Source organism: Pseudomonas entomophila, from assembly GCF_029478665.1.
GTDB classification, from domain to species: Bacteria; Pseudomonadota; Gammaproteobacteria; order Pseudomonadales; family Pseudomonadaceae; genus Aquipseudomonas; species Aquipseudomonas entomophila_F.
The window spans coordinates 55,628-76,138 of the sequence record NZ_JARPQB010000002.1 but is presented as its reverse complement, the minus strand read 5'-3'; the positions used below and the strand labels follow the sequence as shown (position 1 = coordinate 76,138).

The 20,511-nt window shown below is 64.2% G+C and carries 16 protein-coding genes; 7 read left to right on the top strand and 9 right to left on the bottom strand.

Translation table 11 applies throughout. The features are described 5' to 3' along the window. Positions 1-349 precede the first annotated feature (349 nt). From P5705_RS01865 to P5705_RS01855, 3 genes are read right to left on the bottom strand one after another with little or no spacing between them, the layout of a single operon-like run. Entirely contained in the window at positions 350-1,072 is a 723-nt protein-coding gene (locus P5705_RS01865) for a hypothetical protein (protein WP_277459296.1), read from the bottom strand. Continuing rightward, positions 1,041-2,075, bottom strand: coding sequence for a GSCFA domain-containing protein (locus P5705_RS01860; protein WP_277459295.1), 1,035 nt, complete (start codon positions 2,073-2,075; stop codon positions 1,041-1,043). Before P5705_RS01860 ends, P5705_RS01865 begins: the two co-directional genes overlap by 32 nt. Before the next feature lie 3 nt (positions 2,076-2,078). Then, positions 2,079-2,597, bottom strand: a complete 519-nt coding sequence (locus P5705_RS01855; protein ID WP_277459294.1) for a GNAT family N-acetyltransferase — start codon at positions 2,595-2,597, stop codon at positions 2,079-2,081. Positions 2,598-2,837: 240 nt separating this feature from the next. On the opposite strand from P5705_RS01855, the gene P5705_RS01850 reads away from it, so the two are divergent. From P5705_RS01850 to P5705_RS01835, 4 genes are all read left to right on the top strand, one after another. Beyond that, positions 2,838-4,037: a DUF3142 domain-containing protein gene (locus tag P5705_RS01850; protein ID WP_277459293.1), complete on the top strand. Its 1,200-nt coding sequence runs from the start codon at positions 2,838-2,840 to the stop codon at positions 4,035-4,037. Further along, positions 4,024-6,171 carry a hypothetical protein gene (locus P5705_RS01845; protein ID WP_277459290.1) on the top strand — a complete coding sequence of 716 codons (2,148 nt, stop codon included), beginning with the start codon at positions 4,024-4,026 and terminating at the stop codon, positions 6,169-6,171. Before P5705_RS01850 ends, P5705_RS01845 begins: the two co-directional genes overlap by 14 nt. 46 nt (positions 6,172-6,217) lie before the next feature. Further along, positions 6,218-6,640 (top strand): hypothetical protein, encoded by a 423-nt coding sequence (locus P5705_RS01840; protein WP_277459289.1) that lies wholly within the window; start codon positions 6,218-6,220, stop codon positions 6,638-6,640. Between the two features lie 352 nt (positions 6,641-6,992). Then, entirely contained in the window at positions 6,993-7,640 is a 648-nt protein-coding gene (locus P5705_RS01835; RefSeq protein WP_277459288.1) for a dTMP kinase, read from the top strand. Positions 7,641-7,898: 258 nt separating this feature from the next. Here the strand turns inward: P5705_RS01835 and P5705_RS01830 are convergent, their stop codons facing one another. Next, positions 7,899-12,890, bottom strand: coding sequence for a hypothetical protein (locus tag P5705_RS01830; protein ID WP_277459287.1), 4,992 nt, complete (start codon positions 12,888-12,890; stop codon positions 7,899-7,901). 283 nt (positions 12,891-13,173) lie between these two features. Here P5705_RS01830 and P5705_RS01825 point away from each other — a divergent pair, with 283 nt between their 5' ends. Further along, entirely contained in the window at positions 13,174-14,184 is a 1,011-nt protein-coding gene (locus tag P5705_RS01825; RefSeq protein ID WP_277459285.1) for an aldo/keto reductase, read from the top strand. A gap of 180 nt (positions 14,185-14,364) precedes the next feature. On the opposite strand, the gene P5705_RS01820 is transcribed toward P5705_RS01825, so the two are convergent. After that, positions 14,365-15,255 (bottom strand): LysR family transcriptional regulator, encoded by an 891-nt coding sequence (locus tag P5705_RS01820; protein ID WP_277459284.1) that lies wholly within the window; start codon positions 15,253-15,255, stop codon positions 14,365-14,367. 106 nt (positions 15,256-15,361) lie between these two features. On the opposite strand from P5705_RS01820, the gene P5705_RS01815 reads away from it, so the two are divergent. Together P5705_RS01815 and P5705_RS01810 are read left to right on the top strand one after the other, a co-directional pair. After that, positions 15,362-16,369 carry a zinc-binding alcohol dehydrogenase family protein gene (locus tag P5705_RS01815; protein WP_277459283.1) on the top strand — a complete coding sequence of 336 codons (1,008 nt, stop codon included), beginning with the start codon at positions 15,362-15,364 and terminating at the stop codon, positions 16,367-16,369. Between the two features lie 136 nt (positions 16,370-16,505). Next, positions 16,506-16,832, top strand: coding sequence for a putative quinol monooxygenase (locus P5705_RS01810; RefSeq protein ID WP_277459282.1), 327 nt, complete (start codon positions 16,506-16,508; stop codon positions 16,830-16,832). Between the two features lie 116 nt (positions 16,833-16,948). Here P5705_RS01810 and P5705_RS01805 read toward each other — a convergent pair whose 3' ends face one another. The 4 genes from P5705_RS01805 to P5705_RS01790 form a co-directional block, all read right to left on the bottom strand. Next, positions 16,949-17,935 carry a zinc-binding dehydrogenase gene (locus tag P5705_RS01805; protein WP_277459280.1) on the bottom strand — a complete coding sequence of 329 codons (987 nt, stop codon included), beginning with the start codon at positions 17,933-17,935 and terminating at the stop codon, positions 16,949-16,951. A gap of 149 nt (positions 17,936-18,084) precedes the next feature. Beyond that, the gene (locus P5705_RS01800) at positions 18,085-18,492 is read right to left on the bottom strand and encodes an SRPBCC family protein (protein WP_277459279.1); all 408 of its coding nucleotides are present in this window, start codon (positions 18,490-18,492) and stop codon (positions 18,085-18,087) included. 21 nt (positions 18,493-18,513) lie between these two features. Continuing rightward, entirely contained in the window at positions 18,514-19,311 is a 798-nt protein-coding gene (locus tag P5705_RS01795) for an SDR family NAD(P)-dependent oxidoreductase (RefSeq protein WP_277459278.1), read from the bottom strand. Between the two features lie 95 nt (positions 19,312-19,406). Beyond that, complete coding sequence (locus P5705_RS01790) at positions 19,407-20,309, bottom strand: LysR family transcriptional regulator (RefSeq protein WP_277459277.1); 903 nt, start codon at positions 20,307-20,309, stop codon at positions 19,407-19,409. Positions 20,310-20,511: the final 202 nt, after the last annotated feature.

Below are 20,511 nucleotides of genomic sequence, written 5' to 3'. Positions count from 1 at the left end.
TCCGCTCCTACGGGCGTGTTGGCGGACGGGTGTCTGGCGGTGGCCTTGTCGTGTTCTGGAGATCGAGCGCCGCCGGTGCGGCGCATCGCGGATGAATCCGCTCCTACGGGCGTGTTGGCGGACGGGGGCTGGCGGTGGCCTTGTCGCGTTCTGGAGATCGAGCGCCGCCGGTGCGGCGCATCGCGGATGAATCCGCTCCTACAAGCGTGTTGGCGGGCGGGTGTCTGGCGGTGGTCTTGTCGCGTCCTGGAGATCGAGCGCCGCCGGTGCGGCGCATCGCGGATGAATCCGCTCCTACGGGCAGGCGAAATGTAGGAGCGGATTTATCCGCGATGCGCCGCGCGCGGTCTCATGGGCGCTGCAACGCCAAAGCCGGATCCTTCGAAAGCACTTGACGCAGCAACTGCCCCAGCACCAGCTCGCCAAACGCCAGGTTGCCATGCAACGGGTCGTCGACCTCACAGAACTCGGCGCGCTGCAGGCCCTGGTCGTCGTTCGCCAAGGCACGCACATCGACCAGCTCGACACCCAGGGCCGTCAGGCGCTCGATCAGCAGCGCCTGGGCCGCCATGAACACCCGGGCATCAGCCATCGGCGGCACCCGCTGCGGCGGCAGCACGGCGTACACCTTCAGGCCCAGGCCAAGCGCCTGCTCATAGAACGCCAGGGCAGGGCGCGACAGTGTGTCGATGACCGTGGCAAACAAGGGACCTTCGAGAAACCCGGGGTCGAACTCGCCATCCTGGCCCTGATAGCACAGCCAGTTCTGCCGGGTGGCCAGGTAATGCAGGCTCAAGCCGATGCTGCTGACCAGCGGGCCGGGAATCTTGCCGAGGCTGGGGATATCGAGCTGGGCGAGGGCCTGGCGGTAAAGCCGCTCGAGTCCGGCGTCGCGGAACACCACGTCGTCCGGCGCCAGGCTGAAGAAGTCCACCCCGAAATCCCGCCCGGCGCCCAGCGGCCCACCGCTGAACGGCAGTTGCCGCGCCTTGGCGGCCTGGCCGACGACACCGACATGTGAGTCGCCCAACAGCAGGAAGCTAGGCGTAGTAGTCGAGAATGGCGTCTTCACAGACAAGGTCCTCGCTGGCCAGGGAAGGGGTTGTCGCAGGTGCCGGTGACGCAGGCTCGGCATCGAGGCCGGCAAAGAACTGGCGCATCACGAAAGCCACGCCTTCAGGCGTCACTTCGCGCTGGTTGGGTTGGTAGAAGGCGCCCTTGAACGGCGTGCCGGTGATGATTTCGTAGGACGGGAAGTAGTCCACCTGTGGCAAGTCCTGGCAAAGCTGGCCGGCCACGGCGCGCAGCACCGACTTGGAGTAGGTGGTGGCGCTGAGCACGTGCTCGCCGGTGGCACTGGCGGTCAGTGGCACCGGCGAGACAGTGAGCAGCAGGCGCAGCGCGGGGTTTACCGTGCGCATCAGCGCGATGGCGTCGATCATGGCCTGGCAGGTGTCGTTGAAGCCGAAATTGCGAAATTCATGTAACCGAGGATCGAATTCGCCCCGCACGGTGCCCGGGCACACCGGGTACACGACGCCGGTCTCGCGATTGACCCAGGCTTCCGTCAGCCCCAGGGTGAAGACGAACACCTTGGCCCGGCGCACGGACAGGCGGATCGCCGCCAGGGTTTCTTCCCGCGAATCGAACAGCGCCTGTTCACTGTCAAAACCGCACGTTTCCAGCGCTGGGCGGAACGGGTCGAAGAAGCGCCCCTCGTGTTGCCAGGTTTCGCGTGACGGTGGTTGCGTGCCCAGGGCCCACGCCAGCCACTGGCGCAGCATTGCCGGGGTATACAGGTTGCCGGTACGGAACGAGAACACCCCGTACTGGCACGCCTTGCGTGCGTCTTCGGGCATGTCGACCGGGGCCGGCTCGGCGTCGAGCCAGTTCATCCCGCGCGCCACCAGGGCGCGGCCGATGTGCTGGGCGAAACAGGAACCGGCGGTGACGATGGCGTCCTTGGCGTCGATCGCGAACGCGGGCGACCACAGCTCGCCGATCTGCTCGGCGGGCCTGGCGGCGACCGCCGTGCGCCAGAAAGCGCGCGGCGGTAGGCATTGATAGGGGTTCATGGGCTATCCGTGCAGGTCGAGGCGGTAGATGAGATCGTCGCGCCAGGTGCCGCCGAGCAGGTAGGCTTCGGGGTCCCGGCGTTCGAAGGTGAAACCGCATTTGTCCATCACCCGGCAGGAGGCAGTGTTGCCATCGGTGATGGTGGATTCCAGTGTGTCGAGGCCAACGGCCGTGGCGTAGTCGATCACCGCCCGCAGGGACTCGGTGCCAAAACCCTGGCCTTGATGTTCCGGTAGCAGCAGGTAACCGACCTCGGCATGGCCCGGGCGCAGGATGCGCAAGCCGGTGACCCCCAGGCCTTGCTGGGTTGCCTTGTCGGTCATCACCAGGCAAAGCCAGTGATCGGCTTCAACTGTCCAGGTGGGCAGACGGTGCTCGAAGCCGCGGCGGACTTCGTTTTCCGGCAAGTCGTCGAACACGTGGCGCATGGTGTCGGGCTCGCGATGGAGCCTCAGGAACAGGGGCCAATCGGTTTCGACCAGGGGGCGCAGATACAGCCGATCAGTGTGCAGCTCCAGCATCCGGTGCTCCTTGCGGGGTGGGGAGGGCAAGGAGTCTTGTACGCGCAGTGGGCGGGATGTTCAAGGTGTGTGGAAGGAGCCTGGACGGCGCAGGCCGCCCCGTCCAGGCCTGTGCAGCCCTTAGGTCACCGACCACGAGAAGTGCCGCACAGCGGCAGCGTGGCCGTGTTCGCGAGGTGCCGCATTGAGGTAATATCGCCACCTCGCAACGGCGCCCGAGCGCGCCAGACAAAGGACTGTATGCCCGTCACCCCGTCCCTGCGCCGCCTGTTTGCCTGTGTCGTTCTCGGGGCTTTGGCCGGCTGCCAGCCCGAACCCGCATCGCCACTCGACCAGCAGCTGTACATCTGGCAGCGCCAGTGGCGGCCTGTCCATGCCCAGGCCCTGGCCGACAGCCGGGCGGATTTCACGACCTTGCGGGTACTGGCGCTGCAGGCCCAGCCCAAGGCCGGGTGGAGCAGGGCGCTGGTCGACCTGGAGCAACTGAAGGCCGATGGCCGGCCGCTGATCGCGGTCGTGCGCCTGGACGGCCAACTCCCGGCACTGGACCAGGCGGCAGGTGCCCAGATCGCGCAACTGCTGGCCGACTGGCAGGCTGTCGGCGTGACCCTGAGCGGGCTCGAAATCGACCACGACAGTGGCAGCGCCCGCCTGCCGGGCTACACCGACTTTCTCTTGAACCTGCGTGAACAGCTGCCGCCCGGCCTGAAACTGAGCATCACCGCATTGCCCGCCTGGCTCGACAGCCCGCAGCTGCCTGCGCTGCTACAGGCCGTGGACAGCAGCGTGCTGCAGGTGCATGCGGTGAGCGACCCACGGCGGGGCCTGTTCGACCCACTACAAGCCAGGCAATGGGCCGAACGATGGAGCCGCGTCAGCGAAAAGCCGTTCTACCTCGCCTTGCCCGCCTATGGCACCGCGCTGCTGCCGGATACCGGTGGCGCTCCCGTGGTGGAAAGCGAAGCCCCATTGAATATTGCCGGCGAGCGTCGAGAGCTGCTGGCCGACCCGCAACAACTACTGGAGCTGGGGCGGCAACTGCGCAACCAGCCGCCCGCGCACCTGGCCGGGCTGATCTGGTTTCGCCTGCCGTTGCCCGGCGACCGCCGCGCCTGGAGCCTGACCACCCTGAAGGCGGTGGCGCGCGGCGACGCGCTGGCCAGCCAGTGGCAGGTCGAAACGACTGGTCGCGATGGGCTCTACGACATCAGCCTGGCCAACGTCGGCAATCTCGACCTGCCACTGCCCGAGCGGGTAGCACTGGACATCGGCACTTGCGACGCCGCGGACGGGCTCAACGGTTACCGCTTGCAGCTATCCCCCCAACACCTCGTCTTCAACCGCCAGTCCAGCGCGCGTGTCGTGGCTGGGGGCCGGCGCGTGCTCGGTTGGGCACGTTGCCAAGGAATCGATCAAGGAGCATGGCATGTCTACCCGTAACTGGCCTCGGCACCTGTTGTGCCTGTCGCTGGGCGTACCCTTCGGCACGGCGCTGGCCTGTGGCCCCGACTTCCCGATGCAGTTGCTCAGGGATCGGGCACAGACATTGGCCGAGCTGCCGGAAGGTAATTTCGCTTTCGAAGTAAACCGTCTCGGCCAGCCGCTGGCGGGCCTCAAGCCCACCACTGAAGTCACCCTGACGCCTTACTGGGACAGCGACGACAACGACCGGCCGTACCGTGCGCAGCGCAGCCAGGTCGAAGCCAGCGAGCTGCCGGAAAACCTGCGGGAGAAGGTCGCGCGGCTGCGCACCTTGCAGGATCCGCAGCAGGTGGAAGCGCAGGGTGTCGACCTGCCGGACGAACTGCGCCTGTACATCGCCGGCGCGGTGGCGTTCGACACCGGTGACAATGCCCAGGCAGTGGAGTACTTCAACAAGGTGCTGGCGCTGCCCGCCGAGCAACGCAAGCTGCGCAGCACTTGGGCGGCCTACTCCCTGGGGCGGGCACTGGCGGCCCAGAGCCTTGAAGCCGGCGACGATCCGCAGCCAGTACCCGAGCCGTTGCGGGCTCGGGCACGGCAGGCTTTCCAGCAGGCCCGGACATTCAGCGCCGAAGGCTTCAGCGACCCGCTCGAACTGGGGGTGGCCAGCTTCGGAGAGGAGGCCCGCCTGGCCAAGCTCGCCGGCGATTGGAACAGTGCCATCCAACTGTATGCCAACCAGAGCCGGCTGGGCTCGGGCAATGGCTACAGCTCGCTCAGGCAGCTCGCCGACGAGCTGGTGGCCATGCCGGACGAGCCACTGAAAGCCCTGTTGCGGCAACCCATGGCACGCAAGCTGCTCACCGCCTACCTGCTGAGCCATATCGGCTGGGACTACGACAGGCAGCAGCCGGCTGAAGAACAGCGCCTCCCCCGGCTGCTGCAGGCCAGTGTCGGCGACAAGCTGGATGATGCCGACCGGCTGGCTGCGCTGAGTTATCAAGAGGGCGACTTCGCCGCTGCCGCAGGGTATCTGCGCCATGCCGGCGACACCGGTCTTGCATGGTGGCTGCGCGCCAAGCTGGCCTTGCGCGAGGGTGACAAGGCGCAGGCGGCGACTGCCTACGCCAAGGCCGCCGCCGCGTTTCCCCGCGACGAATCCTGGGGTTCGCGGCAAACGCCCGATTGGGACTACGAAAGCGTGAAACCCGGCTGCCGGGTCGAAGGCGAGGGCGCGATCCTGGCCCTGGAGCGCGGCGATTACCTGCAGGCGTTCGACCAGCTGTACAGAAGCCAGGAGGTCTACTGGCAGGACGCGGCGAACGTGGCCGAGCGGGTGCTGACCCTCGATGAGCTCAAGGGGTATGTCGATGCCCATGTACCCGCGCCGCCGGCCGCCGAGGCCGAGGAGGGCAGTTACGTGCCGCGACCGCTGGCGACGCAGTTGCGCGAGCTGCTCGGCCGCCGCCTGCTGCGCGAAGGGCGCTACGACGAAGCGCCGACCTATTTCGATACGCCGCAACAGCAAGCCGACGTCAAGGCCTACGTGCAGCACCGCAAGGACGCTGTCTCGCGCTGGACGGCCACCGGTCGAGCCGAGGCACTGTATGCCGCGGCGACATTGGCGCGCACGTCCGGCATGGAGATATTGGGCTACGAGATGGCGCCCGACTACGCCTGGTTGGGCGGCGGCTTCAGCCTGGGAGGCGGCGAAGTGCAACCGGGGCCGTTGATTGGCGCCGGCGAGCTGCAGCGTCAGCAGGCAACCGAAGCCAAGCCCGACCTGCGCTATCACTACCGCTATGTCGCCGCCGACCTGGCCAACCAGGCCGCGAACCAGCTGCCCCATAGCAGCCAGGCCTTCGCCGCGGTGCTGTGCACGGCGGCCGGCTGGGTGCCCGGCAGTGATCAGGAAAGTGCCCTGTACAAGCGCTATGTCGAGCAGGGGCCTTTCGTCGAATGGGCGGAGGACTTCGGCAAGCAGTGCGAGGCGCCACGGTTCGACCAGGCCAACAAGCGCTATGTGACCGAGGCGCTGGATGCCGCGCGCGACGTGCTGCGACCGTACAAGGCACAGGTCTTGCCGTTGGGGTTGGCGGCATTGGCAGGTGTTGCCTGGCTGTGGATCAGACGGCGCAAGACTAAGGCTTGAACGAGGGGTAATGTGTTATCGAACGACTGTCATCGGGGCATCTATCATGCGCAGCTTGACGTTGCTGTTGGCAATCACGACCATCGCCGGTTGCCAGGCCCCCATGCCGGCCGCCAACCCGCAGATGGCCTGGGTCGACTTCTCGATGCCCTTCCCCAATGACCGCGTGCTGCTGGCCGAGCGCCTGGACAAGCAGCGCCTGAGCGACGGCCGGTTCTTCCAGGTCAGCCCCGGTGGCCATGAGCTGGTCGTGCGGTTCGACTACGAAGTGAATGGTGGCGGAGGGATGAGCATGATGGGTGGCCCCACTGTCCGGCAGTGCTATCTGACCGTGAACTACGCGCACTTCAAGGCGGGGCAACGATACGTGCTCGAAGCGCGCTCCATGGCCATGACGCCGGAGGCGAGGCTGTATGATGCCGAGGGCAAGATCGTGGCAGAGGTCAGCGAGTTCTACTGCCTGATGTAACGCCGCCACCTTCGTGCCAATCCTGTAGGAGCGGCTTCAGCCGCGATCACCCGCGAAGCGGGTGCCCCACACCGTGATGCCTGCATCGCGGCTGAAGCCGCTCCTACGGAGGCTACACATAATCATCCATGGCCATGACGCCAGGGGCGAGGCTGTATGATGCCGAGGGCAAGATCGTGGCAGAGGTCAGCGAGTTCTACTGCCTGATGTAACGCCGCCACCTTGGTGCCAATCCTGTAGGAGCGGCTTCAGCCGCGATCACCCGCGAAGCGGGTGCCTCACACCGTGATGCCTGCATCGCGGCTGAAGCCGCCCCAACAGAGGCCACACACATCAACGAGTTGTCTGAAACATGAATCGTTCGCTGTTCATTTCCCTGGATGGGCCCAAGGGCACCGGCAAGACCACGCTGCTGGAGTCCGTCACCAAAGCCCTCAGGGCGGACAACCGGAAGGTGATCCGGATCTGCGAGAAGAAAAGCGATCCCTACCGGGGTGGAACCATGGCTCTGGTCAACCAGTTCGTCAGGAACCCCTGCCGGGAGCTGGAACTGAGGGTTTGCGAGCGTTTTGCCGACAGCCGTCACTGGATCTCGCAACACGTACTGGCCAAGCAGCCAGCGGACAGCATCATCCTGATCGATCGCTGGTACCCCTCCGATGCCGCGTTTCGCCGGCTGGTGCCGTTTGCCGAGATTCTGCGCTTGAACCTCGAACGCAACGTGCGCGTGCCAGACCTGCATGTCGGGGTCGTCACCGCCCCGGAAATCTCGTGGGCGAGGGCAGCGGCGCGAACGCGTGGGTTGAGCAGCACGGTGATGCATGAACTGGAAGAGCATGTCGCCAGTACCAAGGCCTTCGAGCGGGCAGTTGCAGATAACAGCTGGGTGCTGTGCCGTAATGAAGGCACGATCGAGGCGGCAACGATGCAGGTGGTTTCAGAGATCCATGGTGTGCTTGGGTACGCGAATGCATCCCGTGGGCCGGCCCCCAAACGGTAGGAGCCAGCCTTGCTGGCGAACACCGGCAAGGCCGGTGCCAAGCACCGTGGTGCCTGCTTCGCGGCGGTTCGACGCCTCGATACACTCGCTCCCACAGAAGCCAGCACCACCAAGTGGTTGGCGAGGGGCGCCGTTCACACATGATTGTGCTGTCGAAAGGGTAGTTGTCTGATGGAAGCGGCATTGCGGCCATTGCCGGTAATTGGCATCCCGCCCTTCATGCTCGAGCAAGGGCGGGATGTTTCATTTACAGTCGCCTCAGGGTTGCTTGTTGAAGCGGCCTAGAAGCACAAGATCAGCCGGAACGGCGCAGGCACTGAACGTGATGTAGTTTTTCTCCGGAAAGAGCAGGTTTTTCAGGGCGAACACTGAAATCGGATTGAACGAGAAAGACAGGTTGCGCTTGACCTGCTCCGGCAGTTGATCCCGGCACTGCTGGTTGACCTGTGCGTTCAGGTCGTCCGTGCCACTGGGCCCACCACCGGACAAGTGGCCGTCCAGGGTGATGGCTTTGCTTTCCAGGCTGATCTGAATACTTTGCTCGCGCCCTTGGCCGCTGACAGACAGTGGCAAGTATGCATTGACGGCAAGTGACACATCGGTCGAGCAGCTGTTCTTCTCCATCTGGTGGCCATGATAGGACCTGATCTCGAAGAAATCGAAGGCCTGTTTATGGCTGCCGCTGAAGTGCAACTGGCCGTTGGCTTGTGCCTTTAGTTGAGTGCCCGCCAGTGAACAGGTGATGCCGCCCCCATTGGGCATGTTGTAGGTGACATCGTAGACTTGGCCACCGCCCACTGACGCGGTGTGATTCAAGGCACTCAGGTCAAGGCTTGCGCCCAGGTTGGCCTGGCTGAATTCAGCCGACCAGGAGGTGTGCGCGGCTTGCGGGTCGATACCCCGCAGGGTCCAGCCATTGTCACTGCGCAAACTGGCAGGCAGGATACTGCCGAACACCAACGACGAACGAACGAACAGGCTGCATTGCTGATCGTCCGGCAGCGGTTCGGCAATATCGTTGAGTGACATGCACGACTTGTCCAGCATCGGGCGGTCTCCCGTCATGATGAACAGCTGGAGCATTTCATTGCCGGCCGGGGTCTTGAGGACCTTGAAGTTGAACCCGTTGGGTTTGAGTTCGTTCAACGTCGGGACATTGCTCAGGTCCAGTCGATTGATTTCAAATACGAAATTAAGCTTTCTGAAGTGATTCTGAAGCTCCTCGTTGAATATCATTGCTTCGGTGTCGCTGAAATCCATATCCAGGTTGAATACGCCTTCGGCCAGCGCCAACGTCACCGCCAAGGTGTTGCTGGTCGAGCTCGGCGTACCGTCAGGGTTCTCGTTATTGATAACGCCACTGACCTTCTGCAGGGGGATGGCGGCGATGGTCAGTGTTTCTCCGTCCATTATCTCCTTGGGGTTGTACTCGATAGGATCCTCTGGGTGCTTCAAGCTGCGCTCCCACGTTTGAAAATAGCCTTTGCTGATTTTCATCTTCACCGTGACCGTCGAGGTGTCGTTCGCAGAAAACTCAAGCTTGGGATAGCCGTATTCAAACTCGAGGTGGTTGGTTCGAATGGTCATGGCGTTCGGGCGGTGTTTCAGGTCTTCATCTTTTTCGTAAACGAATTTATTGGTGAACTGCGAGTCCGTGTTAAAACGCTCGTATTGTGCGGCCAATGCCTCGTTGATGCTGTCGAGGCGCATGTTGAATACCACGTCCCAGTTGTTCGTGCAGGGACCTTCGGTAAACATCTGGTTGAGCAGGCTTTGCGACGTCGTAGGGGCGGTGGCGGCAGGCCGCGCACGCTCGGCCGTGCATGATTCAAGCCGCGCACGCGCCAGTGGCGCTCGCGTGCCGTAGGCATCGACAATGCGTGCCTCCAGCACGAAGGACAGCCGGACCGTGAGCAGTTCGCGATCAAAGGTCAGGCCTGCGTTGACCTTGCTGGCAGGCAGAGAGATTTCCCAGTTGGTGAACGGGGTGATGCGGCTGACCCCGTCGGACCAGGACTGCCCCTGGTCCGAGAAGTTTGGAGCGTTATCGTTGGCCCGATAGCTGTAGATGCGTTCACGTCCAGGCGTGTGGAAGCTCATGCGCTTGCGCTGAAGGTTACGGTCGTGAAACGGTGTGCCATTACAGGCGAGCCGCAGCAGGTAGTTACCGCTGTCGGTGGACTTGATGCCTTCGACGGTGGCCACGACGGCCACGACGCGAGCATCCACGTACTCCTGGAACGCGGCGTTGTCCAGGTAAAGGGTATGCAGCAGGCTGTTGCCTTCGGTCAACGCTTCGGGGCGTATGCCGCTGATGACGATTTCGATGGGCTGGGTGCGGGACGCCTGGTAGGGCGCCAAGGCTGTCTTGGCCGCCAGGGTATTGGCGTGTTGCTGAACCACCGCTCTGCTGAAGCCGAGCAGGCTGGCTGACGGTACCGGCGTGGCCGGCTGCAGGTAGGTGTATTGCAAGGCCTGGTCCTGCAACAGGAAGGCCTTGCCCAGGATTGTCAGCATCTGGTTGCGAACGAAGGCCAATTGGCTGGTGAGCGCGACCAGGTCGATGTTGTCGACATCCAGCGCCTCCACACGGGCAGGCTTGAGCCTGTGCAGCAGTGCTGCAAAACGATCGAGTTGCCTGGCGTTGAGCTGTTGGCGCTGCTGGTTCTGATAAAGGTCGCGCAGCACGCCATGCAGTGACGCGCGGGCGCTGACGACCGCCTTGCCGCGCATGATCATGATGGCGAATGCGCTTTGCAGCGCGCCTTTCTCCGGCACATCCGGACCCGTTGCCATGATCTGGTTGAACTCGACCGGCAGTTCATCCCAGGTCAACAGGCTCTGGCGGTCGAACGACGCTTCCTGCAGTTCATCGAGCGTCTGCTGCGCGGCAGACAACCCGTCAAGGCCAGTGCTCACCCCTGAGTACAGCTTGACGGTGGCATTCAACACTTTCAGGGTTTTCTGGATGCGTTGGGCGGTAAGGCCCAACGCCTTGACGGCGGAAATGGAGGAGGCCGGTGCCGCGATCGCGGTGCCCAGGTTGAACAGCTGGGTGGCAACTTCAAGACCGAACTTCAGTTCCTCATGAGCCTGCCAGCGCTCCACGGCGGACTTGTATTTCTGCACGGCGAAATCGACCGTGGCGCGCGCTTCGAACAACTGGCTGTCAAGCTCGTTGAGCATGCGCTGCTGACGCTCGGCCTCCGCGCCGCCTTGTTCCACGAGTGAGCGCTGGAGTGACTCCAGGTCTTGCAACTGGGCGGCGTTGGCGCTGATCACGGCGCTGATCAACTCACCGGACTGGATGATGTTCTGATTGAGGGTGTTGCCAACCTCGACCAGCAACTCCTGCTGCTTGCGATTGGCAAGCCGCTGTTCATTCTGGGCGATCTGCAGTTGGATGCGCTCCAGGTACTCGATGATGCTGCTGGTGTACGCCTTGTAGTCGTCGAACGGCAGGAGCGGTACATAGCTCTCCTGCCGGGCATCGTCGCTACAGCGCAACAGGTCCATGGCGCTCACCCGTAATGTGGTGGTCCGTTCGTCCTTGCTGTCACCCGGCAGCAGTTCGATCAACCACGACAGGTACTGCTTGATCAGCGTCTGAAGGCCTGTGGCGCTGCTGGAGGACCGATCACAGAGCGCCGCCTCGGCAAAGCTCATGGAGAACTCCAGATTGTCGATCAGCGCGGGCAGGCAGTCGCTTGCCGGGGTGCCTCGGACATCCGATTCGATGAACGGCTGCGCGCGCGGCCCGTCGCCACGCAGACCGAAACGCAGGCCGTCGACAATCACGCTGTAACGATCACCCTGGTGATCGCTGATGGCCAGGGCGCCCAGAAACTCATCGCAGCTCAGTTGCAGCGTGCTGTAGGCATCGTTGCTCAAACGGATAGCGCGCGGCTGCCCCTGCGTGCGCATGTCGATCACTTGCCCGAACAACCGGACCTGGGCACCGGGAACATCGACCGCAGCGCCCTGGCTCATGGACAGGACGTTGGCCAGCAGGGTGAAGTCCCGAACCTGTTGCGGCGCGATGAGCGGTAATGTGGCCAGGTCGATCTGAGCCTTGAAGAGGTTGATGTTCGGGGTGGCAATGAAGGACACCACGTCCTGAGTGTCTTCTGGCAGCAGGCTGGAAAAATCGCGGGTGTCGTACACCGCGAAGTTGGCCCCGATGCGGTCGCGATACTTCTGCACCATGGCCCCTTTGAAGATTCGCTGCCAGAGCAGTCCGCGCTTTTGCTCGACCATCAATGCCAGGCTGGCCAGTTGCACGTGTACGGTCGTCTGCTCGATGAATCTATCCGCCAGGTCCAGGTGTGTGAGTGCCGTGGAGCTTATGAACGGGGCAAAAATACTGCTCTGGTGCGACCAGAGGGGGTCGACCCAATCACCCTTTTGCACACTGAGATTGAACGCGCTGCAATCGCTCAGGCAAAGCAACTTGCCGTACTGTGCCACGTACCCCAATGGGCTCACGGTGCTGTCTGTGGTGAACTGGTCAAAGTAATGGGTGTTGGGGCCTGACAACGGATTGCGCCCCTTGGCGTAGGCCTGACGAATTCTTGCAAATGCTTCGGTTCGGTAAGCGAATACCTGCAGGATGGTATCGCCCAGCGTTACGGCGCTGACATAGTGAGTACCGTAAACGGCAAAGGTATCCACAATGCCTTGGGCCTTGAGCACGGTCAGTTGCTCGCCATAGTCCTGCTGGCGAGAGCGGCCGGCGTGGGGAAGCTTGGTCGCGTTGGAAAGGAACGCTGGGGTGAGCCCATAGGCGGGCTCTGGCTGGCTTGGGCGGACATGCATCAGGATGCCGTTGGCGGCGCTGGCGTGAGTGTCGGTGCCATCTACACGGGTCAACTTGACCAGTACGTAACGCAAGCCTTCATCATCCAGGTTGACCCCGAGGGTGCTTGACAGCGCTTGCAGCGACGATTGACTGGACTGTGCGCCAGCGAGCAGGGCGCCCGCGCCAATACAAGGCGCGTCGACCTCGCTGGAGGGTGAGACCACCTGAAAAGGAATCAATGCATCCAGCAGGCTCAGTGCATTTTCGTGCAGGCTCAGTTCGGGGAAGGACCAGGTTCCGCGGGGTTCGACGACGCGCGCCGGGCGCGTGGCCAGCGGCTGTTCCAGGACGGGATAGAGCAGGCCGGGCAGGCCTTGCTGCGGGGTCCAGTGGGGGTTGAGTCCATCGACAAGGTTGGCAGATTGCCCAATGCAGACACGGGAGGTTGTCATATTCATCCTGAATTAATGAGTGAGCGCTGGCCGGGGGGGGCAAAAGCGCCATGAGGCGGGCTTGCGGTGACAATGGCATGGTTTGCGCTAGCAGCTTAGCCGAGGTTCGGTTGCCAACACTGCGTTGGGTCAGCGGCAGCGTTGCAATCTCACGGAAGCCCTCATGGTCATGCCTTAAAGGTCTCAAGTCTGTCGAATTATGACTTGGACGGTCTTGATAGGGGCGGCATAGGATTGCCGCCACTGGAGTTCACAAGCAACTCCCCCTACCAGGAATGCACCCATGAATCTCAAATCGCTTATCGCCAACCCGCTGGGCTTCGGCACCGCGCCACTGGGCAACATGTTCCGCAACGTACCGGAGGCCGAGGTACAAGCCACCGTCGATGCCGCCTGGGACAACGGTGTGCGCTACTTCGACAGCGCGCCGTTCTACGGTGCCGGCCTTTCCGAATCGCGCCTGGGCAACGCCCTGGCCGGTCGGCCTCGCGACGAATACGTGCTCAGCAGCAAAGTCGGGCGGATTATCCTCGACGAACTGGAAGACCCCACCAGCCGCGAGCTGGGCGAGAAGAGCGGCCTGTTCGAGCACGGCAACCGCAACCGCATCGTCAACGACTACAGCGCCGATGCGACCTTGCGCTCCATCGAAGACAGCCTGCGCCGGCTGAAGACCGACCGCCTGGACATCGTGTGGATTCACGACATCGCCCAGGACTTCTACGGCGATGAGTGGCTGGAGCGTTTCGAGACGGCCCGCAAGGGCGCCTTCCGCGTCCTCACCCGCCTGCGTGAAGAGGGCGTGATCAAGGCCTGGGGCCTGGGGGTGAACCGGGTTGAACCGATCGAGCTGACCCTCGACCTGGACGAGCCGCAACCCGATGGCTTCCTGCTCGCCGGGCGCTACTCGCTGCTGGATCACGACCGCGCACTGCAGCGTGTCATGCCGCAGGCGGCGGAGCAGGGTGTTGGTATCGTCGTTGGTGGCCCCTACAGCTCCGGCGTGACTGCCGGTGGCGAGCACTTCGAGTACCAGAAGGCGACCCCGTCGGTGCTGGCCAAGCTCGAGCGCATCCGCACGGTGGCCCGTGCCCATGGTGTCGACGTCAAGGCGGCCGCCCTGCAGTTCGCCCTGGCCCACCCAGCGGTGGTCGCGGCGATCCCGGGTTCCACCCGTGTGGCGCATGCCAATGAAGACTTTGCGGCCCTCAGCGCAGTCATCCCGGCAGCGTTCTGGAACGACTTGCGTCAACAAGGCCTGATCAACGCACTGGCGCCTGTTCCGGCAGCTTGAGCTTGAACAGGACAGGGCTGCAGTGCAGCCCTGTTTGCATCATCGCCGCGCTTGGCCAAGGGGCAAGCGCGGCTTTTGCATTGGGCCGCCGGATCACGCCAAGCGCGTCACCCATGTGCCCCAGACACCATCGGACCTGTTCGAAGCGCCGCTCTGAGGGGGGCACCCGCTTCCCGCGGATCAGTCACGCTTGAGCCCGGCGAAGCGGCAGGCCAGCCAGGCGTGCAACTGCCTCACCGCAGGCGACAATTGCTTGCGGTGCGGGCATGCCAGGCTCAACGGCATGGCCGGCCCCGGGTGATCCTGCAACAGCACGACCAGCCTTCCCGCCAGTACATCGTCGCTCACATCCAGCCAGGACTTGTAGGTGATCCCTTCGCCGGCGACCGCCCAGCGCCGGGCAATATCGGCATCGTCGCAGAGCAGGGCGCCACGCGCCTGGACGGTCTGCGTCCCCAGTTGCCACTTGTCGTAGACCCGGCCCTGCTGCATGTACAGCAGGCACTGGTGTTCGCGCAGGTCTTCGGGGGCTTGCAGCGTGCCTTGCCGCGCCAGGTACTCGGGCGAGGCCACCAGCACCTTGCGGTTCCACGGTGCCAATGGCAGGGCAATGTAGTTGGCGTCGGCGTTCAGGCCGTAGCGGATGGCGATATCCACGGGCTCGCGGAACAGGTCGGCGACCTGGTCGGAGAGAAACAAGCGCAGGTTCAACTGCGGGTGCTCGCGGCGAAACGCCGTGAGCCAGGGCAGCAGCACGTTACGCCCCAGATCGGAGGGCGCGGCCACCTGCAAGGTTCCGCTGAGCTGGGCGCTTTCCTGACGCAGGTTGTCCCGCCCTTGCCTGAGGGCTTCCAGGGCAGCCAGGGCCGAGGGCAGGTACTGCTCGCCCTCGGCTGTCAGGCGCAAGCTGCGTGTGGTGCGGGCAAACAACCGCACATCCAGCTCACGCTCCAGGCGCTTGACCGCCTCGGCCGCCTGGCCGGGCAGCAGGTCGGCCTCGCGGGCCGCCGCGGTAAAGCTGCCCAGCGCCGCGCTGCGAACGAAGATGCCCAGGTCGTCGAGACGGATCATTATCACTCCTGCAATGAAAGTATTCTCGGGCAGTGCCCGTTTTTCCCAAGGACCGGACACGCCAGACTGGGTTCACGAATCAAACCATATCCAGCAGCGAGTGCCTATGAAAGCGATCAGTTTCATCCACAACGGCTTGCCTATCGAAGACCCAGCGTCCCTTCAAGACACCTTCATGCCCAGGCCCAGCCCTGGGCCCAGGGACCTTCTGGTCGAGGTCAAGGCCGTGTCGGTCAACCCCGTCGACACCAAGGTGCGCGCGGGCACTTTCACGCGTGAGCCGAAAATACTTGGCTGGGACGCGGCCGGTATCGTCCGTGAAGTCGGGCCCCAGGTGACCCTGTTCAAGCCCGGCGATCAGGTGTACTACGCCGGCTCCATCGCCAGGCCCGGCAGCTACAGCGAATATCACCTGGTCGACGAACGTATTGTTGGGCATCAACCACGCAGTCTGGGTGCGGCGCAGGCAGCAGCGCTGCCGCTGACGGCCATCACCGCGTGGGAACTGCTGTTCGATCGCCTGGGTATCGTGGAGGGCGGCGCAGAGGGCGATATCCTGCTGATCGTTGGCGCCGCCGGTGGTGTCGGTTCGATGCTGGTGCAGTTGGCCCGGCAACTGACTCACCTGACGGTTATCGGCACGGCTTCCCGCGCAGAGACCGCTGACTGGGTGCGCGAACTGGGCGCCCATCATGTCATCGACCACAGTGCGCCGCTGCAAGGGCAACTGCAGGCCCTGGGGATCGAGTCGGTCAGCCATGTCGCCAGCCTCACCCATACCGATCAGCACTTCGCGCAACTGGTTGAAGTGCTGCGGCCACAAGGTCGCCTGGGCGTGATCGACGACCCGCAGACCCTGGATGTCATGCCGCTCAAGCGCAAGTCACTGTCGCTGCACTGGGAGTTGATGTTCACCCGCTCGCTGTACGAAACCGACGACATGGTGCGCCAGCACGAGTTGCTCGAGCGCGTGGCCGGGCTTATCGACCAGGGCATCCTGCGCACCACCCTGGGCGAGCATTTTGGCGCCATCAATGCCGCCAACATGCGCCGTGCCCATGCACGGGTCGAGAGTGGCAAGGCGCGCGGCAAGATCGTTCTGGAAGGCTTCTGAAACCGGACGCCTCTTCGTCAATGGCTGACACCGATGTGACAGGTATTTTCAAGGCCGCCGTGAACGTGTTGACGTACAGCCGCGCTTTGAAGCAGGCCGCACGCGCCTGCTCCTTGCAACCGACCAGGAGCTTGATGTGAACCGACAAGACTATCCCCTCGTTTCCCTTGCAGTCCTCAAGGCCAGGCCAGGCCACGTGACGGCACTGAAAGCGGCCCTGCTGGCCTTGATCGAGCCGACCCGGGCAGAGCCTGGCAACCGCGACTACATGCTGTTCGAGCGCAGCGACGAGCCCGGGACGTTCTACATGCGCGAGGCGTTCGATGACCAACAGGCCCTGGACACGCACCTGGCCACCACTCATTTCCAGCGGTTTGCCGCGCAGGCCGACCAACTGTTGGCGGAACCCTTGCAACTGATCTTCCTTGACCCGGTGTCATCTGCCGTTGCGCCCCATCCCTGAGGGAGGCCAGGCAATGCGACCGGTCAAACGCAGACAATTCATCGCGGGGGGGATGGCCGTTGCATCGCCGCGCTTGGCCAAGGGTCAAGCGCGGCTTTTATCATTGGGCCGCCGGATCACGCCAGGCGCGTCACCCATTTGCCCGATGCGCTGCCTTCCTTGAGTTGGCGTAACGCCTGTGGCAGCGCCTCGAAGCGAAAATCCAGGCGCTGTGGTGCTAGCAGGCGACCATCGGCAACCATTCGCAGCAAACGCTCCCCTTCGACCTTCAACGCCTGGCGATCGAGCAGCCCGCCATGGGCATGGACACTGTTGAGCGCTACCTCGTGCAGCGAGATCGCCGTGCTGAAAGCGGGCAGCGGGGCGCTTTCCTGGCGGTCCTGGATGCACACCAGGTGGCCGTTGTAACCCAACAAGTGCGCCAGCCTCGCGGCATGGCTGCCGCTGACCGTGTCGAACAGCGCATGTAGCGGACGCTCGCCGAGTTCCGCTTGCAAGCCTGCCTGCCAGTCGCCCGCGCGATAGTCGAATACCCCGACCACACCCAGTTGCCTGAGGTGATCATGGTGTTTCTCGCCCGCCGTGGCCCACACGCGCAGGCCGCGCTGCACCGCCAGCTGGACGAGATAGAAGCCCACCGCGCCACCCGCACCGACCACCAGCACATCACGGGACGCACCGTCGGCGACCTTGGCCAGGGCCTGCCAGGCCGTGAGCGCGGGGCAGGGGACGGCTGCGGCTGCGGCGGTTTCAAGGTTGGCTGGAATGTGCATCACCAGGCTGGCATCCAGCAGGCAGTGCTCGGCAAAGCTGCCGTCGCGGGACAACGACTGGTGATAGGCGACGCGGCAACCCAGTGGCAGGTCGACACCTTCACCAGCGGCGATAACGGTGCCCGCGCCATCCACGCCGGGCACGGTGCCCTGGCGCCAGTCGGCATGGCCCCATTCGCAGATCTTCCAGTCCACCGGGTTCAGGGCGATGGCGCGGTTGGCCACCAGCACTTGGCCGGGGCCGACTTCAGGCAAGGGTTTATCGATGAGTTGCAGGCCGTCCAGGCCTGCGCCCGGGGTCCAACCCCAGGCGCGATGAGTGATGGGCATGAGAGGTTCTCGTAGGGGCGGAAACGGGGCAGGGTAGCGAGGCGAGGCGTGGGGATACAGCAGGGTTGGGGCAAAGGTGTATTGAGCGGGGATCAGCAATGAACAGGGCCGCTCGATGGCGGCCCTGGTGTCCATCTCGATGGGTTACATCAACCCAGGCTCTTGGCCAGGGCCTGCAGGCCACCTTCGTAGATGCCGGTGAACAACGCGGTGGCTTCCTCGTCGCTGACGCCCACCGGGGTGAACTCGCCGAACCATTCCACCCGGCTGCCCTGGCCGTCGGCCTTGACCCGCAGGGTCGACAGGTAACCGGTCACCGGGAACGGGCTGGTCAGGATCGCGTAGCTGTAGCTGCGTTGCTGTTCATCGAAGGCCATCAGGCGCTCGACGATGGCGTTACCGTCCGGGTCTTTCAGCGAGCGCACGCGGCCGCCTTCGCTGGACAGGCTTTCAGGGATGAACGGCAGCCAGTCGGGCAGGCTGTCGAAGCCGCCGATCAGGGCCCAGACTTGCTCGGGGCTGTGTGGGGTGTTCAGGGATGCTTGGGCGTTGGCCATGGGAGAGTCTCCAGAGTGAATTCAGATAGCGAGGCTGTCGACCACACCGCCGTCGACCCGCAGGGCCGCGCCGGTGGTGGCGGAGGAGTAAGGGGAGGCGAGGTACACCACCAGGTGGGCGACTTCGTCGACCTCGGCGGCGCGCTGGATGATCGAGCTCGGGCGGGCGCTGCGCACGAAGTGGTCGGCCTCTTCGCGAATGCTGCGACCGGAAGCCTTGGCGGCTTCAGCCACCAGGTTGGCGACGCCATCGGTCAGGGTCGGGCCGGGGAGCACGGCGTTGACGGTGACCCCGGTACCGGCCAGGCGCTTGGCCAGGCCATGGGAGACGGCGAGGTTGGCGGCCTTGGTCACGCCGTAGTTGATCATGTCGGCCGGGATGGCGACGCCGGACTCCGAAGAGATGAACAGGATCCGCCCCCAGCCTTTCTCGACCATGCCCGGTGCGTAGTGGCGCGCCAGGCGTACGCCGGACAGCACGTTGGTGTCGTAGAAGCGGGCCCACTCGCTGTCGGCGACGTCGAAGAAATCGACGTCGTCATAGATGCCCAGGTTGTTGACCAGGATGTCGGCACGCGGGTGAGCGGCGATCAGCGCCTGGGCGCCTTCGGCAGTGGCCAGGTCGGCGATCACGCCGTGTACCTGGCCACGCCCACCCTGGGCGCGCAGTTCGGCCAGGGCGGCGTCGACCGACTTCTGGCTACGGCCGGCGATGACCACGTCGGCATGGGCGCGGGCCAGGCCACGGGCGATGGCCAGGCCGATACCGCCGGTCGAGCCGCTGATGATGGCGGTACGCCCGCCGAGGTCGATGTTCATGGAATGGCTCCTGTGGATGAGTTGCATCGATGGGAGCCATGCTAGTGATGCACGACCAGACTGTAAAAGACTTGATTCGACTGAATTAAGACCTTCTAGGTCTGGTCGGCCAGAGCCAGCACGCGCTCGCGGAATACCCCCACGATCGGCCGCAGGTCGACCTGGTGCCAGGCCGCCCACAGCTGCACGCAAGGGCTGAACCACTCAAGCTTGCGCAATACCACGGTAGTGCCCGCACTGGCGGACAGGCTGCCCTGCACCATGGCCAGGCCCAGCCCGGCGGACACCAGGCCGAGCACGCTCAGCGGGTCGGTGGCCTCCAGCGACAGGCGCGGGGTGAAGCCCGCGTCGGCGCAACGGGCGATGAAATCGTCGCGCTTGTTGATCTGGTCGGGCTGCCCGCCGGTGATGATCCACTCCTGTTCGTGAAGGTCGGCGGGGGCAAGATCGGTCTTGGCGGCCAGCGGGTGCTCGGCGGGGATGGCCAGCAGCATCGGGTCGTCCAGCACCGGGTGGGCCCGCAGGTCGGGGTCGTTGTCGGGCGGGGGCTCGCAGACCAGGGCGATGTCCAGGCTGCGCTGGCGCAGGCCCTCGAACTGTTCGCGCGGGGTCATGTTGTAGAGGGCGATGTGAATGTTCGGGCGTTCACCGCGGATCGCCCGCACCGCGCCGGGCAGCACGCCGGCATGGATGGCGTGGTTGACGTAGCCGATGCACAGCCCGCCTTCCTCGCCACGGCCCAGGCGCTTGCCCAGCGATTCCAGGCGCTCGGCGTGCTTGAGCAGGCCACGGGCTTCGGACAGGAAGGTGCGACCGTCGGCGGTCAGGAACAGGCGCTGGTTGCGCCGCTCGAACAGCGCCAGGCCGAGGTGGTCCTCGAGCTGGGCGATCTGCCGGCTCAAGGGGGATTGGGAGATATGAAGCTGCTCCGCCGCGCGGCCGACGTTTTCGCATTCGGCGACAGCGACGAAGTAGCGCAACTGACGTAGATCCTGCATGAGACCTCCAGGGGGACAGCCTTGAGTTTTACTAGGGCAGCTCCCCGTTGGCTAGCCTGCGATCGTCATTACGGCTATCTCTTTCGCGCAGGGGGAGGTGGGCCGCCAGGTGCCTGCCGCAAGCCTTGCAGTGCCGCGGAGACCGAGCGCCGCCCGCGCGGCGCATCGCGGATGAATCCGCTCCTACAGGTTCGTTCCGGGC

Coding starts and splice junctions, on each gene's coding strand:
- P5705_RS01860 (WP_277459295.1), bottom strand. CDS start 2,075: ATGAACCCCTATCAATGCCTACCGCCGCGCGCTTTCTGGCGCACGGCG.
- P5705_RS01855 (WP_277459294.1), bottom strand. CDS start 2,597: ATGCTGGAGCTGCACACTGATCGGCTGTATCTGCGCCCCCTGGTCGAA.
- P5705_RS01850 (WP_277459293.1), top strand. CDS start 2,838: ATGCCCGTCACCCCGTCCCTGCGCCGCCTGTTTGCCTGTGTCGTTCTC.
- P5705_RS01845 (WP_277459290.1), top strand. CDS start 4,024: ATGTCTACCCGTAACTGGCCTCGGCACCTGTTGTGCCTGTCGCTGGGC.
- P5705_RS01840 (WP_277459289.1), top strand. CDS start 6,218: ATGCGCAGCTTGACGTTGCTGTTGGCAATCACGACCATCGCCGGTTGC.
- P5705_RS01835 (WP_277459288.1), top strand. CDS start 6,993: ATGAATCGTTCGCTGTTCATTTCCCTGGATGGGCCCAAGGGCACCGGC.
- P5705_RS01830 (WP_277459287.1), bottom strand. CDS start 12,890: ATGACAACCTCCCGTGTCTGCATTGGGCAATCTGCCAACCTTGTCGAT.
- P5705_RS01825 (WP_277459285.1), top strand. CDS start 13,174: ATGAATCTCAAATCGCTTATCGCCAACCCGCTGGGCTTCGGCACCGCG.
- P5705_RS01820 (WP_277459284.1), bottom strand. CDS start 15,255: ATGATCCGTCTCGACGACCTGGGCATCTTCGTTCGCAGCGCGGCGCTG.
- P5705_RS01815 (WP_277459283.1), top strand. CDS start 15,362: ATGAAAGCGATCAGTTTCATCCACAACGGCTTGCCTATCGAAGACCCA.
- P5705_RS01805 (WP_277459280.1), bottom strand. CDS start 17,935: ATGCCCATCACTCATCGCGCCTGGGGTTGGACCCCGGGCGCAGGCCTG.
- P5705_RS01800 (WP_277459279.1), bottom strand. CDS start 18,492: ATGGCCAACGCCCAAGCATCCCTGAACACCCCACACAGCCCCGAGCAA.
- P5705_RS01795 (WP_277459278.1), bottom strand. CDS start 19,311: ATGAACATCGACCTCGGCGGGCGTACCGCCATCATCAGCGGCTCGACC.
- P5705_RS01790 (WP_277459277.1), bottom strand. CDS start 20,309: ATGCAGGATCTACGTCAGTTGCGCTACTTCGTCGCTGTCGCCGAATGC.